Annotated in this window: 21 protein-coding genes; 12 read left to right on the forward strand and 9 right to left on the reverse strand. The window is 68.9% G+C overall.

From position 1 onward, the window contains the following. The 6 genes from A5752_RS12660 to A5752_RS12685 all read right to left on the reverse strand — a co-directional run. On the reverse strand, positions 1–317 hold a 317-nt coding region (locus tag A5752_RS12660), incomplete at its 3' end, for a DUF222 domain-containing protein (protein ID WP_156613814.1). A 49-nt stretch (positions 318–366) separates the two neighbouring features. Continuing rightward, complete coding sequence (locus tag A5752_RS12665; protein ID WP_067085618.1) at positions 367–549, reverse strand: glycine zipper 2TM domain-containing protein; 183 nt, start codon at positions 547–549, stop codon at positions 367–369. Between the two features lie 45 nt (positions 550–594). Next, entirely contained in the window at positions 595–1,197 is a 603-nt protein-coding gene (locus A5752_RS12670; protein WP_067085726.1) for a methyltransferase family protein, read from the reverse strand. Between the two features lie 5 nt (positions 1,198–1,202). After that, on the reverse strand, positions 1,203–1,532 hold the full coding sequence (locus tag A5752_RS12675) for an ArsR/SmtB family transcription factor (protein WP_067085620.1): 330 nt from the start codon (positions 1,530–1,532) through the stop codon (positions 1,203–1,205). A 52-nt stretch (positions 1,533–1,584) separates the two neighbouring features. Next, entirely contained in the window at positions 1,585–2,421 is an 837-nt protein-coding gene (locus A5752_RS12680; protein ID WP_067085622.1) for an enoyl-CoA hydratase/isomerase family protein, read from the reverse strand. Further along, positions 2,418–3,308: a PfkB family carbohydrate kinase gene (locus tag A5752_RS12685; RefSeq protein ID WP_067085625.1), complete on the reverse strand. Its 891-nt coding sequence runs from the start codon at positions 3,306–3,308 to the stop codon at positions 2,418–2,420. The genes A5752_RS12680 and A5752_RS12685 overlap by 4 nt, the downstream gene beginning before the upstream one ends. 74 nt (positions 3,309–3,382) lie before the next feature. Here A5752_RS12685 and A5752_RS12690 point away from each other — a divergent pair, with 74 nt between their 5' ends. From A5752_RS12690 to A5752_RS12740, 11 genes are all read left to right on the forward strand, one after another. Beyond that, entirely contained in the window at positions 3,383–4,639 is a 1,257-nt protein-coding gene (locus A5752_RS12690) for a glutamate-5-semialdehyde dehydrogenase (protein WP_067085627.1), read from the forward strand. A 15-nt stretch (positions 4,640–4,654) separates the two neighbouring features. Next, a complete protein-coding gene (locus A5752_RS12695; protein ID WP_067085629.1) occupies positions 4,655–5,557 on the forward strand; it encodes an AAA family ATPase in 903 nt (300 codons plus the stop codon). Between the two features lies 1 nt (position 5,558). Beyond that, the gene (locus A5752_RS12700; protein WP_067085631.1) at positions 5,559–7,007 is read left to right on the forward strand and encodes a vWA domain-containing protein; all 1,449 of its coding nucleotides are present in this window, start codon (positions 5,559–5,561) and stop codon (positions 7,005–7,007) included. 32 nt (positions 7,008–7,039) lie between these two features. Next, the gene (nadD, locus tag A5752_RS12705) at positions 7,040–7,678 is read left to right on the forward strand and encodes a nicotinate-nucleotide adenylyltransferase (RefSeq protein WP_082963857.1); all 639 of its coding nucleotides are present in this window, start codon (positions 7,040–7,042) and stop codon (positions 7,676–7,678) included. Then, positions 7,675–8,076 (forward strand): ribosome silencing factor, encoded by a 402-nt coding sequence (rsfS, locus tag A5752_RS12710; protein ID WP_067085634.1) that lies wholly within the window; start codon positions 7,675–7,677, stop codon positions 8,074–8,076. Before nadD ends, rsfS begins: the two co-directional genes overlap by 4 nt. Before the next feature lie 20 nt (positions 8,077–8,096). Then, on the forward strand, positions 8,097–8,756 hold the full coding sequence (gene gpgP / locus A5752_RS12715; RefSeq protein ID WP_067085728.1) for a glucosyl-3-phosphoglycerate phosphatase: 660 nt from the start codon (positions 8,097–8,099) through the stop codon (positions 8,754–8,756). Next, complete coding sequence (gene octT, locus A5752_RS12720; protein WP_067085636.1) at positions 8,746–9,468, forward strand: diglucosylglycerate octanoyltransferase; 723 nt, start codon at positions 8,746–8,748, stop codon at positions 9,466–9,468. The genes gpgP and octT overlap by 11 nt, the downstream gene beginning before the upstream one ends. Then, on the forward strand, positions 9,459–10,295 hold the full coding sequence (locus tag A5752_RS12725; protein ID WP_067085637.1) for a DegV family protein: 837 nt from the start codon (positions 9,459–9,461) through the stop codon (positions 10,293–10,295). Before octT ends, A5752_RS12725 begins: the two co-directional genes overlap by 10 nt. A 74-nt stretch (positions 10,296–10,369) precedes the next feature. Next, positions 10,370–10,690 (forward strand): ArsR/SmtB family transcription factor, encoded by a 321-nt coding sequence (locus tag A5752_RS12730; protein ID WP_502686723.1) that lies wholly within the window; start codon positions 10,370–10,372, stop codon positions 10,688–10,690. Next, complete coding sequence (locus A5752_RS12735; RefSeq protein WP_067085639.1) at positions 10,687–11,172, forward strand: SRPBCC family protein; 486 nt, start codon at positions 10,687–10,689, stop codon at positions 11,170–11,172. The genes A5752_RS12730 and A5752_RS12735 overlap by 4 nt, the downstream gene beginning before the upstream one ends. Then, a complete protein-coding gene (locus A5752_RS12740; protein WP_067085641.1) occupies positions 11,169–11,792 on the forward strand; it encodes a maleylpyruvate isomerase family mycothiol-dependent enzyme in 624 nt (207 codons plus the stop codon). The genes A5752_RS12735 and A5752_RS12740 overlap by 4 nt, the downstream gene beginning before the upstream one ends. Before the next feature lie 3 nt (positions 11,793–11,795). On the opposite strand, the gene A5752_RS12745 is transcribed toward A5752_RS12740, so the two are convergent. From A5752_RS12745 to A5752_RS12755, 3 genes are read right to left on the reverse strand one after another with little or no spacing between them, the layout of a single operon-like run. Further along, on the reverse strand, positions 11,796–12,848 hold the full coding sequence (locus A5752_RS12745; protein WP_067085643.1) for an NAD(P)H-dependent amine dehydrogenase family protein: 1,053 nt from the start codon (positions 12,846–12,848) through the stop codon (positions 11,796–11,798). A 23-nt stretch (positions 12,849–12,871) separates the two neighbouring features. Beyond that, entirely contained in the window at positions 12,872–13,678 is an 807-nt protein-coding gene (locus A5752_RS12750; RefSeq protein WP_197500604.1) for an SDR family NAD(P)-dependent oxidoreductase, read from the reverse strand. A gap of 37 nt (positions 13,679–13,715) precedes the next feature. Then, positions 13,716–14,441, reverse strand: coding sequence for a hypothetical protein (locus A5752_RS12755; protein WP_082963858.1), 726 nt, complete (start codon positions 14,439–14,441; stop codon positions 13,716–13,718). Between the two features lie 113 nt (positions 14,442–14,554). Between A5752_RS12755 and A5752_RS12760 the strand changes: the two genes are divergently transcribed. Next, entirely contained in the window at positions 14,555–15,379 is an 825-nt protein-coding gene (locus A5752_RS12760) for a ComEA family DNA-binding protein (protein WP_067085645.1), read from the forward strand. The last annotated feature ends 1 nt before the right edge of the window (position 15,380 follow it).

Below are 15,380 nucleotides of genomic sequence, written 5' to 3' on the forward strand. Positions count from 1 at the left end.
TGGCGCGGGGCCAGCAGCTCGGCCTCGGTCAACCGCCGATGCGCCTCGCTCGTCGAGATCCGGTAGCGCACCCGCAGCACTTCTTTCCAGGTGTGAGCACCCATCTCATTGGGCGTCGTCTCACACTGCAGACGAGCCAACAAGCGGTGACCCATCGTCGGGAGCTGACACGACAACGTCTCCCACTCATCAAGCGCAGCCACCAACTCATGCCGGGTCAACAGATCCACATCGCAGGCGGCCACCTCCTCATAAGCCGCACGCAGCGCCGATATCGCCGCCTGCAACGCCGTCCCCGACATAACCCGAACATACATTCGAGGTCTGACAAGTCGAGGCGCCCAACGGTCTGGTGGCCCGCGCCGGTCAGGAGTTGTTGCGCAACCGCTCGGACAGTGCGCCGGCGGCCGCGCCGGCCAGCGCCCCGATGGTCGCCCACCACCATTGGCCCGTCGCCGCCGCAACCGCGGACCCGACGATCAGGCCGATGATGAGCGGCATCCAGCGCCAGCCCGCTTCCTGCTTGCTGTTCGTCTGATTGCGTGCCATGGCCCCACGGTAACGGCGGTAGGGCTGTCGATCATGCGCCCCGCGTCAGCGCCGGCCCACGCCGGGAACGAACCGTCCGACAGTCGCGAGGTAGTCGCGGTAGGCGTCGCCGTGCACGGTGAGCAGATACGGTTCCTCGACGACGCGGACCTGTGCCCCGATGGTCGTCACCAGCAGCACGAAGCCGATCACCGCGACGAGATTCGGTGTGATCAAGGCGATTCCGAGGCCGAAGACCATCATCGCGGTGAAGATCGGATTGCGCACCAAGCCGAACACGCCGCGGCGCACCAGCGTGGTGGTCTCACTGGCGTCAACACCGATCCGCCACGACTCGCCCATGTCGACCTGCGCGTACAGCGTTGCGGCGATGCCGATCACGGCGATCGCGACGCCTGCGACGTTCACCCACGGGCGATCGAGCGGCGCCAGCGGCGCGACGACGCCCGCCAGTTGCAGGATCGGCGCGAACACCGCCGCACCCATCGACACGACGAAACCCACAGCCGCGAACCATTCGATCGACAGCGGTCGGCCGCTGATCCCGCGGAAACCCGTCGATCCGGTGCGGCGCTTCTGTTGCCAACTGCGCCAACCGAATCCGAGCGCGGCGAACACGACGAACAGGACGATGGCGACGATCGGCATCGTCATCAGCAGCAGGCCTCGTCGTCGGCGGCGGGGCAGCAGGCCGGGTCGACCTCGAGCACCAGACCGACCAGGTCGTCGAGCGCGTGCGCGATCCGCTCATCGGCGAGTTCGTACCGGCTGCGGCGACCCTCCGGCTGCGCGGTCACCAGGCCGCAGCCCCGCAGACACGCCAGGTGGTTGGACAGGATCTGGCGCGAGACGCCGATCTTGTCGGCCAGCTCCGAGGGGTAGCCGGGCCCGTCGCGCAGGATCAGCAGGATCTCGGCGCGGGTCGGGTCCGACAGGGCGCAACCGAACCGTGCCAGCGCATCGCTGTGAGTGACCGTCTGCATGGCGCAGACAGTACATCAGATTCTGTATTCAGCCAAGGCTGAATTATCGCCGTCAGAGGCGGCCGTCGATGCGCAGCTCCGGGTGCACCCAGTTCGGCGAGCGGCGCTCCTTGAACGCCATGAAGCCCTCGATCGACTCGGGTGCCCCCAGGCTGGCCTGCATGCCGATCCGGTCGTAGAGGCCGATGTAGTTGTCGAGGCTGGACTTGACGACCGTTCGCGCCGCCGGCGCGGTCCGGCAGCACTGCGCCAGCACCTCGCGAGCCGCGTCGGCCAGCTCGTCGTGCGGCACGACCCGCGCGACCATGCCCCAGTCGTGCGCCTCGGCGGCGGTCAGCGTCCGCCCGGTGAACATCAGGTCGCGGGTGCGGACCGGCCCGATCAGCCTGGCAAGCATGTGGCTGTAATAGGTGTCGGCGATCCCGCGGTACAGCTCGGGCACCCGGAACGTGGCCCGGTCGCTGACCACCGCGATGTCGGCGCACAGCGCGATCTGCAGACCGCCGCCCTGACACAGCCCGTTCACTGCGGCCACCACCGGCTTCGCCGACTGGCGCAGCGTGTCGAACGGCAAGGCGTCCATACCCAGCGCCGGCCCGAACGTCATCCAGTTGTCGGCGCCGCCGCCACCCATGTCGCCGCCAGGCGCGAAGACGTCGCCGGTGCCGGTGATCAACAGGCCCGCGAGATCCGGATCGCTCTCGACGTGCTTGACCGCGTACTTGATGCCGAAGTACATCGCGGGCGTCATCGCGTTGCGCGCCTCCGGCCGGTCGAGCCGGCACACGCCGAACGCCCCCTCGCGGGTGAACTTCAGGAACGGAGTGCCGAGCCAGTCGCCGTCGGGCGGCCGCGGGGTGTCGGTGGTGCTCGGCTGGGTGCTCGTCATAACTGCCTTTCTGTCACTCTTTTGGACACAGCATCGTCGATGGCCTCGGCGTACGGCGCGCAGTCACCGGCCCCGGGCACGAGCGTCGAAAGCGCCGCCGCGGCGCAGGCGCGTCGCAGCGCTAGTTCGTGACCGTCGAGCCAGTGCGTTGCGAGCACGCCGGCGAACACGTCTCCCGCGCCGGTGGTGTCGACCGCCCGCACCGCGGGGGCGGGGACGCTGAACCGTTCGCCGTCGCCCAGATAGCTGGCCCCGCGCGCACCGCGCGTGATCACCAGGTGCGGAACGGGCCAGTGCCACTCGCCGGCCTCGGTCTCGTTGACCACGACGACGTCGGCCGACTGGGACAGGGCCAGCAGGTCGTGCGGCGGCGCCCCGGTCGGCGAGGCGTTGACTATGACGACGGCTTCGGCGGCGCGGGCCACCTGCGCGGCGGCGATGGCGGTCGCGATCGGAATCTCCAGCTGTAGCAACACCACGTCGCTGTCGGCGATGACGGCGCGGACGTCGGGGGAGTCGACGGCGAGCGCGGCGTTGGCACCGGGCGCGACCACGATCGTGTTCTCGGCCGACGCGTCGACGGTGATGACGGCCGACCCGCTCGGGCCGGCAACGGTCACGACACCGTCGAGGCCGACTCCGTTGGCGCTGAGGTGGTTCCGCAGCATGTCGGCCGACCCGTCGGTTCCCAGCGCGGCGACCAGTTGCACGCGTGCGCCCGCCCTGGCCGCTGCGACCGCCTGGTTTCCGCCCTTGCCGCCCGGCGATGCCGACAGATCGGACGCCAGCACGGTCTGGCCCGGCCGGGGCAGCGCACGCACGGTGAAGGTCAGATCGGCATTGACACTGCCGACCACACATACCCGGCTGCAGTCCCGCGGCGCCATGGATGCCAACGCTAATGCAGGGCCCCTACCTGACACGTGTCGAACGCCGGAACCCCGTTCGATACCCTGGATAAATGAGTGTCGAGGCTCCCGTCGGCGCTGTCGCCGCCGACCTGCGTCAGCAGGTGCACGATGCTGCCCGCCGCGCCCGCACGGCGGCCCGCGCGCTGGCCGTCCTGAGCTCGGAAACCAAGAACCGCGCGCTGAACACCGCCGCCGATCACGTGCTGATGTCGACGAGTCAGATCCTCGAAGCCAATGAGCAGGATCTCGCCACCGCCCGCGCCGCGGGCACACCCGAGGCCATGCTCGACCGGCTGGCGTTGAACCCGAAGCGGATCGACGGCATCGCCGACGGGTTGCGACAGGTGTCGCGGCTGCCCGATCCACTCGGCGAGGTGTTGCAGGGCCGGACGTTGCCCAATGGTCTGCAGCTGCGCCAGCAGCGGGTGCCGCTCGGTGTGGTCGGGATCGTCTACGAGGGCCGGCCGAACGTGACGGTCGACGCGTTCGGATTGACGCTGAAATCCGGAAACGCCGTGCTGCTGCGTGGCAGCTCATCGGCTGCCAACTCCAACGCCGCGCTGGTGAACGCGCTACGTGCGGCGCTGGCCACCGAGTTGCTCGAGGTGGACGCCGTCCAGCTGCTACCCAGCGCCGACCGCGCCAGCGTCACCCACCTGATCCAGGCTCGCGGGCTGGTCGACGTCGTGATCCCTCGCGGTGGAGCGGGGCTGATCGACGCCGTCGTCCGTGATGCGACGGTGCCGACGATCGAGACGGGCGTCGGCAATTGCCATGTCTACGTTCACGAGTCGGCGGACCTCGACGTCGCCGAACAGATCCTGCTCAACGCGAAGACGCGCCGTCCCAGCGTCTGCAATGCCGCCGAATCGGTGTTGATCGACGCGGCCATCGCCGACCGTGCGGTGCCGCGGTTGACCCAGGCGCTCAAGGATGCCGGCGTGACGGTGCACGACAACCCGTCCGACGACGAGTTGCGCGCCGAATTCCTGTCACTCGACATCGCGTTGGCGGTGGTCGACGGCGTCGACGCGGCGATCGCCCACGTCAACGAGTACGGCACCGGACACACCGAAGCCATCGTCACCACCGATCTGGCTGCCGCGCAACGGTTCACCGAACGGGTCGATGCCGCCGCGGTGATGGTGAACGCGTCGACGGCGTTCACCGACGGCGAGCAGTTCGGGTTCGGCGCCGAGATCGGCATCTCCACCCAGAAGCTGCACGCCCGCGGACCCATGGGTCTGCCCGAACTGACGTCAACCAAGTGGATTGTGTGGGGAGACGGCCACACCCGCCCGGCCTGAAATAGGAGCTATTCCGTGAGTGTCCCCGCGCGCCCAGCGCCGCTGTTCGCCGACATCGAGGATGTCGGCAGGCGGCTCGCCGAAACCGGCTACCTGCCCGACACCGCAACCGCCACAGCGGTTTTCCTCGCCGACAGGCTGGGCAAGCCGCTGCTGGTGGAAGGCCCCGCCGGGGTAGGCAAGACCGAACTGGCCCGCGCCGTCGCGCAGTCGACGGGCTCGGGTCTGGTGCGGTTGCAGTGCTACGAGGGCGTCGACGAGGCCCGCGCCCTGTACGAGTGGAACCACGCCAAGCAGATCCTGCGCATCCAGGCCGGGCACGCAGGCTCGATTGCCGGCTCGGCCGGCGGCGATTGGGACAGCACCCGCGACGACGTCTTCTCCGAGGAGTTCCTGCTCTCGCGGCCGCTGCTGACCGCGATCCGGCGCACCGAACCGACCGTGCTGCTGATCGACGAGACCGACAAGGCCGACATCGAAATCGAAGGCCTGCTGCTCGAGGTGCTCTCCGACTTCGCGGTGACGGTGCCGGAGCTCGGCACCATCGTCGCCGAGCGGCCGCCGTTCGTCGTGCTCACCTCCAACGCCACCCGTGAGCTGTCCGAGGCGCTCAAGCGCCGGTGTCTGTTCCTGCACATCGATTTTCCCGATCCCGATCTGGAGCGGCGCATCCTGCTGTCGCGGGTTCCCGAGCTGCCCGAGCGGGTCGCCGACGAGTTGGTCAAGATCATCGGCGTGCTGCGCGGGATGCAGCTCAAGAAGCTGCCGTCGGTCGCCGAGACCATCGACTGGGGCCGCACGATCCTGGCCCTGGGGCTCGACACCATCGACGACGCGACCATCGCGGCCACGCTCGGTGTGGTGCTCAAACACCAGTCGGACCAGATCAAGGCGTCCGGCGAGCTGAGGCTCAACTGACATGGCCGTCCGCCGGACCCGACCGCCGCAGCCGCTGGCGCCGCACGGCCTGCCCGGCCATCTGGTGGGGTTCGTCGAAGCGCTGCGGGCGCAGGGCATTTCGGTAGGTCCGTCGGAGACCGTCGACGCCGGACGGGTGCTGTCGGTGCTGGGGTTGGCCGACCGCGACGCGCTGCGCGAGGGCATCGCGTGCGCGGTGCTGCGCCGCCCCGACCACCGCGACACCTATGACGCGATGTTCGACCTGTGGTTCCCGGCCGCGCTGGGCGCCAGGACGGTTCTGGTCGAGGACGACGATGACAGCGACGCTGACGAGCCCGGCCTGCCTCCCGAGGACGTCGAGGCGATGCGCGCGGCGCTGCTGGACATGCTGGCCCAGAACGAGAATCTGGCCAACCTCGACGAGCGGATGGCGACGATGATCGCGCAGATCGTCGAGGCGTACGGCCGCTACAACTCCAGTCGCGGGCCGTCGTATTCGTCGTATCAGGCGCTCAAGGCGATGAACCTCGACGACCTCGAGGGCCGGCTGCTGGCCGGTCTGCTGGCGCCCTACGGTGACGAGCCGTCGCCGACCCAGGAGCAGATCGCCAAAGCGCTTGCCGCACAACGTATCAACCAGCTGCGCAAGATGGTCGAGTCCGAGACCAAGCGCCGCACCGCCGAGCAGCTCGGCCGCGACCACGTGCAGATGTACGGCGTGCCGCAGCTCGCCGAGAACGTCGAGTTTTTGCGCGCGTCGGGTGAGCAGCTGCGCCAGATGCGACGGGTGGTGGCGCCGCTGGCCCGCACGCTGGCGACCCGGCTGGCCGCACGGCGACGGCGGTCGCGGGCCGGCGAGATCGACCTGCGCAAGACGCTGCGCAAGTCCATGTCGACCGGCGGCGTGCCGATCGACGTGGTGCTCAAGAAACCGCATCCCGCGCGGCCCGAGCTGGTGGTGCTGTGCGATGTGTCCGGGTCGGTCGCGGGCTTCAGCCACTTCACGTTGCTGCTCGTGCACGCGCTGCGCCAGCAGTTCTCGCGGGTACGGGTGTTCGCCTTCATCGACACCACCGACGAGGTGACCGAGCTGTTCGGCCCCGATGCCGATCTGGCGGTCGCGGTGCAGCGCATCACGCGCGAGGCCGGGGTGTACACGCGCGACGGGCACTCCGACTACGGCCACGCGTTCGTGTCGTTCATGGACCGCTGGCCCAACGCGCTCTCACCGCGCAGTGCGCTGCTGATTTTGGGCGACGGCCGCAACAACTACCGCAATCCGGAGATCGAGCTGCTCGCGCACATGGTGAACTCGAGCAGGCACGCACACTGGCTCAATCCCGAACCGCGCCACCTGTGGGGCAGCGGCGACTCGGCGGTGCCGCGCTATCAGGACGTCATCACCATGCACGAATGCCGGTCGGCCAAGCAGCTGGCGTCGGTGATCGACCAGTTGCTCCCGGTCTAACCGGGGCGAGCGCTCCCGTAAGCTGGCTATTCGTGGCTCCGCGACGCAGGCTCGGCGTGATGGGTGGGACGTTCGATCCCATCCACAACGGCCACCTGGTGGCCGCCAGCGAGGTGGCCGACCGGTTCGGGCTCGACGAGGTCGTGTTCGTCCCGACCGGACAGCCGTGGCAGAAGGATCGCGACGTCACCGCCGCCGAGGACCGGTACCTGATGACGGTGATCGCCACCGCCTCCAACCCGCGGTTCAGCGTCAGCCGGGTCGACATCGACCGGGGCGGGCCGACCTACACCAAGGACACCCTGCGCGATCTGCACGCGCTCAACCCCGACGCCGACCTGTTCTTCATCACCGGGGCCGACGCGCTGGCGTCGATCCTGACGTGGCAGAACTGGGAGGACATGTTCGCGATCGCGAACTTCGTCGGGGTGAGCAGGCCGGGATACGAATTGGACGGCAAGCACATCGCGGCGGCGATCAAAGAGCTGCCCGACGATGCGCTCAAGCTGGTCGAGGTGCCCGCGCTCGCGATCTCGTCGACCGACTGCCGCAAGCGCGCCGAACAGGACCGACCGATCTGGTACCTGGTCCCCGACGGCGTCGTGCAGTACGTGGCCAAGCGCAAACTCTATGCGAGACAACCGATAACAACCCAAGGGAAGCATCAATGAGCGCCTCCGACGAAGCCGTTCGCATGGCGACCGTGGCCGCGCAGGCGGCCGCGTCCAAAGTGGCCGACGACGTCGTCGTGATCGACGTGTCGAGCCAACTCGTCATCACCGACTGCTTCGTGATCGCCTCGGCCTCCAACGAACGCCAGGTCAACGCGATCGTCGACGAGGTCGAGGAGAAGATGCGACTGGCCGGCTACAAGCCCGCCCGCCGCGAGGGCGCCCGCGAGGGCCGCTGGACGCTGCTCGACTTCGTCGACATCGTGGTGCACATCCAGCATCAGGACGAGCGCAACTTCTATGCGCTGGACCGGTTGTGGAAGGACTGCCCGACCATTCCCGTCGACCTCGACCAGCCGGCCGCGCAACCGGCGGCAGACGAGGACGGCGCGCCGTGAGACGGGTCCGGCGCCTGGTCATGCTGCGGCACGGGCAGACCGAGTACAACGCCGGCAGCCGGATGCAGGGACAGCTGGACACCGACCTGACCGACCTGGGCCGCCACCAGGCCGTCGCCGCCGCGGAGGTGCTGGCCAAGCGCCAACCCCTGGTGATTGTGTCGTCGGATCTGCGCCGTGCCCTCGACACCGCCGTCACGCTGGGCGAACGCGCCGGCATGCCGGTGATCGCCGACGTCCGCCTGCGGGAAACCCACCTCGGCCAGTGGCAGGGCATGACGCACATCGAGGTCGACGCGGCAGCGCCCGGGGCCCGACTGGCGTGGCGCGACGATTCCCTGTGGGCACCGCCCGGCGGCGAGAGCCGCGTCGACGTCGCCCACCGCAGCAGGCCGCTGGTCGACGAGCTCATCGGCGCACACGCCGAGTGGGGTGTGGATCAGGCCGGCGACGGACCGGACCGGCCTGTCGTTCTCGTCGCCCACGGCGGGCTGATCGCGGCGTTGACCGCCTCGCTGCTCGACCTACCCGTGGACAACTGGCCGATCCTCGGCGGGATGGGCAACGCCAGCTGGGTCCAGCTGTCCGGCCACAGCGCCGTCGACGCCACGCCCGCCGATATCCGGTGGCGGCTCGACGTGTGGAACGCCTCGGCACAGGTCGCCAACGATGTCCTCTGACCGTCAGACCCTGCTGGTCTTCTGCGACTCGCTGTCCTACTACGGGCCGACCGGCGGCCTGCCGTCCGACGACTCGCGCATCTGGCCGAACATCGTTGCCGCACAACTCGGTTGGGATGTCGAGCTGATCGGCCGGATCGGGTGGACGTGTCGCGACGTGTGGTGGGCGGCCATCCAGGATCCGCGGGCGTGGGCAGCGTTGCCGCGCGCGGGCGCGGTCGTCTTTGCCACGGGCGGAATGGATTCGCTGCCCTCGCCGCTGCCGACCGCACTGCGCGAGCTGATCCGCTACGTGCGCCCGCCGTTGCTGCGGCGCTGGGTGCGCGACGGGTACGGCTGGATACAGCCGCGGTTGTCGCCGGTCGCGCGGGCGGCGCTGCCGCCGCACCTGTCGGCGGAGTACCTCGAGATGACCCGCGGTGCGATCGATTTCAACCGTCCGGGGATCCCCGTCGTGGCATGCCTGCCCTCGGTCCACATCGCCGACACCTACGGCAAGGCGCACCACGGCCGAGACGGCACGGTCAAGGCGATCACGGAATGGGCTGAGCAGCACGACGTTCCGCTGGTCGACCTCAAGGCCGCGGTCGGCGAGTACATCATGAGTGGTCAGGGCAACCCCGACGGAATCCACTGGAACTTCGAGGCCCACCAGGCGGTCGCGGACTCGATGCTCAAGGCACTCGCCGAAGCCGGCGTGCCATGTCGGTAGTGGTGGTCACGGACTCGTCGTCGCGGCTGGCGCCCGACGAGTTGAAGCAGTGGGACATCCGGCAGGTGCCGTTGCACGTGCTGGTCGACGTCATCGATCTGCGTGACGGTATCGACGACGTGCCCTACGACATCCACGAGGTGTCGCGCGCGAGTACCGCGGGGGCCGCGCCCGCCGATCTCGCCGAGACGTACCGGCAGGCGCTGAGCGACAGCGGCGGCGACGGCGTGGTCGCGGTGCATCTGTCGTCGGCCTTGTCAAGCAGTTTCAGTTCGGCGGTCCAGGCCGCGCGCGAGTTCGGACCCTCGGTGCGCGTGGTCAATTCGCGGTCGGCGGCGATGGGGGTGGGGTTCACCGCGATGGCGGCGGCCAGGGCCGCGGCGTCCGGTTCCGACCTGGATTCGGTTGAGGCCGTTGCGCGTTCGGCCGCACAGCGCACCCACGCGTTCATCGTCGTGCACCGGCTCGACAACCTGCGCCGCAGCGGGCGCATCGGCACCGCGGCTTCCTGGCTGGGCACCGCCCTCTCGCTCAAACCGCTGCTGCGCCTCGACGTCGACGGTCGCCTCGTACTCGACCAGCGGATCCGGACGATCACCAAGGCGCACGCGGCGATGGTCGACCGCATCGCCGATCTCGTCGGCGAACGTCAGGCGTCGATCGCGGTACACCATGTCGACAACCACGACGGCGCCGACGAGGTGGGCGCCGCGCTGACCGACCGCCTGCCTCAGCTCGAGGCGCTCACCGTCACCGACATGGGGCCGGTGCTGTCGATCCATGTCGGCGCCGGAGCGATCGGCGTCGTCGTCCAGCTTGCTTCGTAGCCGGGTAGTTCGGCGAGCGCACGCTTCCTTCGCGGGTCTTGTCGCGAATATTGGTAAGTGGTAACTTACCGTTCGTGCTGGCTTACCAAGAGGGCGATGCGTGGGTGGCCATGGCCGACCGCACCCGACGGTCGATCGTGGAACGGCTCGCGCACCGGCCGATGGCGGTGGGGGAGCTGGCCCGCGATCTTCCGGTCAGCAGGCCGGCGGTTTCTCAACATCTGAAGGTGCTCAAGCTCGCCGGGTTGGTGTGCGACCGCGCCGACGGAACCCGCCGCGTCTATCAGCTGGACCCGGCGGGCTTGGCCGCCATGCGGTCCGAACTCGACCGCTTCTGGATGCAGGCGCTGGCCGGATTCAAAGAGATAGTAGAGAGCGAAGGAGAACCCCGATGACCTCTGCCCAGTCCGCGGTCGTCCGTCACGGCATCACGGTGAACGCGCCGCTCGAGAGAGCATTTCGGGTGTTCGCCGAGAGATTCGGCGACTTCAAGCCCCGCGAACACAACCTGCTGAGCGTGCCGATCGAGGAGACGGTGCTGGAGCCTCACGTGGGTGGCCGCATCTACGACCGCGGTGTCGACGGCAGCGTGTGCGAATGGGCACGGGTGTTGGTCGTCGACCCTCCGCATCGCCTGGTCTTCTCGTGGAACATCGGCACGACGTGGCAGCTGGAATCCGATCCCGCGCGGTGCAGCGAGGTGGAGGTGGCGTTCACCGCCGAGTCGGACGATCGCACGCGCGTCAGCATCGAGCATCGCCACATCGAACGGCACGGCGACGGTTGGGATTCGGTCGCTTCGGGCGTCGGCGGCGACGCGGGCTGGCCGCTGTACCTGCACCGGTACGGTGAGCTACTGGAACGGGAAGCGCAGTGACGGACGCCGACCTCAAGGAGCTGACCCGCGACGAACGGGCCGACCTGGCCTCGTTTCTGGCCGGGCTGACTCCCGACGAGTGGCACCACCCCAGCCTGTGCACCAGGTGGACGGTCAAAGATGTTGTGGCACACGTGGTCAGCTATGAGGAGCTCGGCACCGCCGGCCTGCTCAAGCGGTTCGCCAAGGGCATGGTGGTGAACGCCAATCAGGTCGGTGTCGACGAATTCGCGAGCCTGACACCCGACGAACTGCTGGCCTATCTGAACCGCCACCTGTATCCGAGCGGCCTGACGGCTCGACTCGGCGGCACGATCGGATTCGTCGACGGCACAATCCATCACCAGGACATCCGCCGCGCGCTCGGCCGTCCCCGCACCATCCCCGCCGATCGCCTGGCGCGCATCCTGCCGCTGATCCCCGGCAATCCGCGACTGGGCGCGGGACGTCGCATCCGCGGACTACGTTTGCGCGCGACCGACGTCGACTGGACTCACGGGCAGGGTCCGGAGGTGACCGGGCCGGGGGAGGCGCTGATGATGGCGATGACGGGCCGGCCCGCCGCGCTCGGCGATCTCGACGGACCCGGGAAAGACGCCCTCGCGCAACGGCTCAGCTAAGGATCAGGTCGCGGCGCGCCCGGTGACCGGCGGCAGATCCTTCAGCGTGACGATGCCCGGCGGCGCGGCGACCACCGCCGGCACCGCGTTGGTCACCGGCAGCGCGGTGTAGATCATGCCCAGGCCCATGAACCCGGGTTCGGTCCAGTCCCTGGGCGGCAGGCAGTGCAGCACCGTGCGCATGTTGGGAAGTCCGAACACCTGGATGACGTGGCCGTGTTCGAGCGGTTTGGGCGGAGTGACGTGTTCGCCCATGATCCAGTTGAATCCGACGCTGACGACGTTCTTCTCGCCCACCCAGCCGCGGTGGTATCCGTAGACGCCGGCAACGGTGCCCGCGGGGATCTGCATGAACCCGAGGTCGGAATCGCCGGTGGCCGCAGTGAATTCCACGTCGAAGGTGATCCGGTCGAGCTTGGCGCCGATCGCGTCGGCCATCATCGCCGCCGACTCGGCGAACACCTCGCTTTCGCGCCGCACACTTTCGGCCAGTCCGGGTGTGTTCGGGTCCTGCGAGAAGCCCATCGCGGTCTGGGTGCCCGCGGATTCGTACGTCGAACAGTCCACCGACTCGGTGATGCGGATCTCGTCGACGCGCTCGCACGCGCCCGACAGCACCATGCCCACCATGTTGCTCATGCCCGGGTGCGCGCCGCTGCCGAAGATCGTCGAATTGCCCTTCTCGCAGGCCTTCCTGATGCGGTCGAGGTCCTCGGGCGACTGCTTGCCGCCGGTGATCCACGCCGCGCTCGAGCAGACGTTGACGCCTGCCTCGAGAAGCTTTGCCAGCTCATCGATGTCGGGCCACAGCGGGTTGTAGCAGCAAGCGTCGGGTCGCTGCGCCAGCAGCGCATCGATGTCGTTGGTGGCCATCACCCCGGTCGGCTGCGGCCAGCCGGCCAGCTCTGCCGCGTCGACGCCGACCTTGTCCGCACCGTGGGCGTAGACGCCGACGAGTTCCATGTCCTCGCGGCCGATGATCGCGTGCAGCGAACGGCGGCCGATGTTGCCGGTGGTCCACTGGATGACGCGTAGCGGCCGATCAGGTGTCGTCACGAAAACTCCTCGATGTCAGCTGATTACATATGAGTTCCGCCGTCGACGCGGACCTCGGTGCCGGTGACGAAATAGGCTTCCGGCGCTGCGAGCATGGCGACCACCGCCGCCACAGCGTCGGGTCTGGCGAACATCCCGCCCCCGTCGACGGCCAGGAGCGGCGTGATCTTGCCGAACAGCGTGTAGTCGGCGTCGTCCGGTAGGCCCGGTCCGACACTCTGCCCGGATTGCCCTGTGCCGTCGGTCATTCCAGACGAGATCGATCCCGGTTGCACACAGTTGAACCGGATGCCTTCCTTGCTGAACTCCAGGGCCAGCGTGTGCGTCATGGCCTGGATGCCGCCCTTGGACGCGGCGTACGCAGACATGTAGGGGTGGGCGAAATTCGCCGATGTCGAGCTGAAGTTGACGACCGCCGGCGCCGTGCCATTGCGCAGCGCGGGCAGGGCCTCGCGGGTGACCAGGAACGTCCCGATGAGGTTGACGCGCAGGACCTGCTCGAAGTCGGCGAGTGTGGTGTCGGTGAAGTGGCAGGACCGAAGGATTCCCGCGGCGTTGACGAGCGCGTCGAGGCCATCGAGCGCGCCAACGGCGAGCGAGACCCCGGTGATCACCGATCCCTCGCTGCCGACGTCCATCACGATGGTGGTGAGCCGACCCTTGATCCCGTGGGCCTTGGACTCGGTGTCGGCCAGTCCGGTCTCGCTGACGTCGGCGGCGACGACGGTGCCGCCTTCCTCGAGGATGCGCAGGGCCGTCGCCTGTCCAATGCCCGATCCTGCTCCGGTGATCAAAACCCTACGGTCGGTGAACCGCTGCAACGTCGCCACCGGGGGAATGCTAGTGCGTCGGTGCGCTTCTGCTGCGTTATTCGGGTTCGGGCTCGGCCCCGTCGGTCGTGTCGGCGTCCTCGGTGACACGCTCGGCGGCCGCTGACGCGGGCTCGCCGCCGGCGGGCAGTGGCGGTGTTTCGGGCAGGGACAGCGCCACGCCGAGCGCCAAGAAGAACAGGATGAACAGCGGCCCGCCGAGGTACAGGTTCATCGGCCCGCCCGGGGAGATGAAGCTTCCTGGCGGTCCGATGATCGTGATGGTCTCGATGAGCTGCTCGACGGCGAACACCGCCGCGACGATGCCGACCCAGCGGGGGAAGCGTCCTTCGTTGGCGGCCAACAGGATCGGAGCAGCGACCATGATGTCGGCGACGGTCAGGATCGGTCCCCACATCGTGACGACGTCGGTGATCGCCCGCGCGGTCCCCGAGCCGAGATCACCCGGATGTAGGGACAATCCTGCGGTGAACCAGGTCGCGATGCTGATCTGGACGAGGACGACGGCCGACCCGATGGTGAACACGAACGCATACGGTCCGGCGAGCCGGTCGCGGGCATGGCCGAGCACCACCACCAAGGCCAGCGAGCCGAACGCCAACAGCAGCGCCTGGGTCCGCATCGCGCCGGAGTGTTCGTTGAGGTGGGTGACGATGTCGAGGCCCGGGCGGTCGATCCCGGGCAGGGCCGGAACGATCAGCAGCGCAACGGCGTAGAGCACCGCGAACGCGATGGCGGCGACCATCGGCACTCGACGATCCACAGCCAACACTGTAGACAGCCCCCTTATCCCCAACGCTCATTTCATCCACAGGGCGCGTCGTACACGGCGGATGGCGGGCCGCGCGGTCGGCGTCCGCGCCTAACTTCACATCCATGCGAACCGAACTGCCCGCCGAACGCCTGCAGCGCAGGCTGGGAGCCGAAGTGGAGCCCGAACCGGACGATGAGGATCGCCGGCCGGACACGGCGCTGACCCGCTGGCTGCCCGAATCCACGGGCGGCGGGGCGGCCTGTTGGATCGCGGCGGTGCGCGCGGATCCGGGTCGCGCCGGTGTCATCGCGCTCGGCGGTGTCGGGCTTCTCGCTGTGCTGGTCACGGTGTTCGTGCTGCTGCGTGACGACAGTCCGGCCGTGGCTGCGGCCAAACTGCCGCCGGTGCAGATGGTTTCGTCGGCGAGCCCGACACCGGATGCGGCGTCGCCCGCACCGGACGGGCGAGTCGTCGTCAGCGTCGTGGGCCTGGTGCACAAGCCGGGTCTGGTCACCTTGGCCACGGGTGCGCGGATCGCCGACGCACTCACCGCCGCGGGCGGGCCGCTGGACGGCGCTGACCTGGTGGGGCTCAACATGGCGAGACGCATCACCGACGGTGAGCAGATCGTGGTGGGTATCGCGCCGTCGCCGGGGGAACCGCCGGCGATGGGCAGCTCCGTCAGTACGGGCGTCGCGTCGCCCGCTCCGGCGAACGCTCCCGCATCCGGGGACGGCGCCGGCGCGCCCGCTGGCGGCACGGTGGACCTGAACACCGCGACCGTCGAACAACTCGACGCCCTGCCCGGGATCGGCCCGGTGACCGCCGCCGCGATCGTGGCCTGGCGCGACGCGAACGGCCGGTTCAGCAGCGTCGACCAGCTCGGCGACGTGGACGGCATCGGACCTGCGCGGCTGGAGAAGCTGCGCAACCTCGTGCATGTGTGAC

Source organism: Mycobacterium sp. 852002-51961_SCH5331710, from assembly GCF_001665535.1.
Classification (GTDB): Bacteria; Actinomycetota; Actinomycetes; order Mycobacteriales; family Mycobacteriaceae; genus Mycobacterium.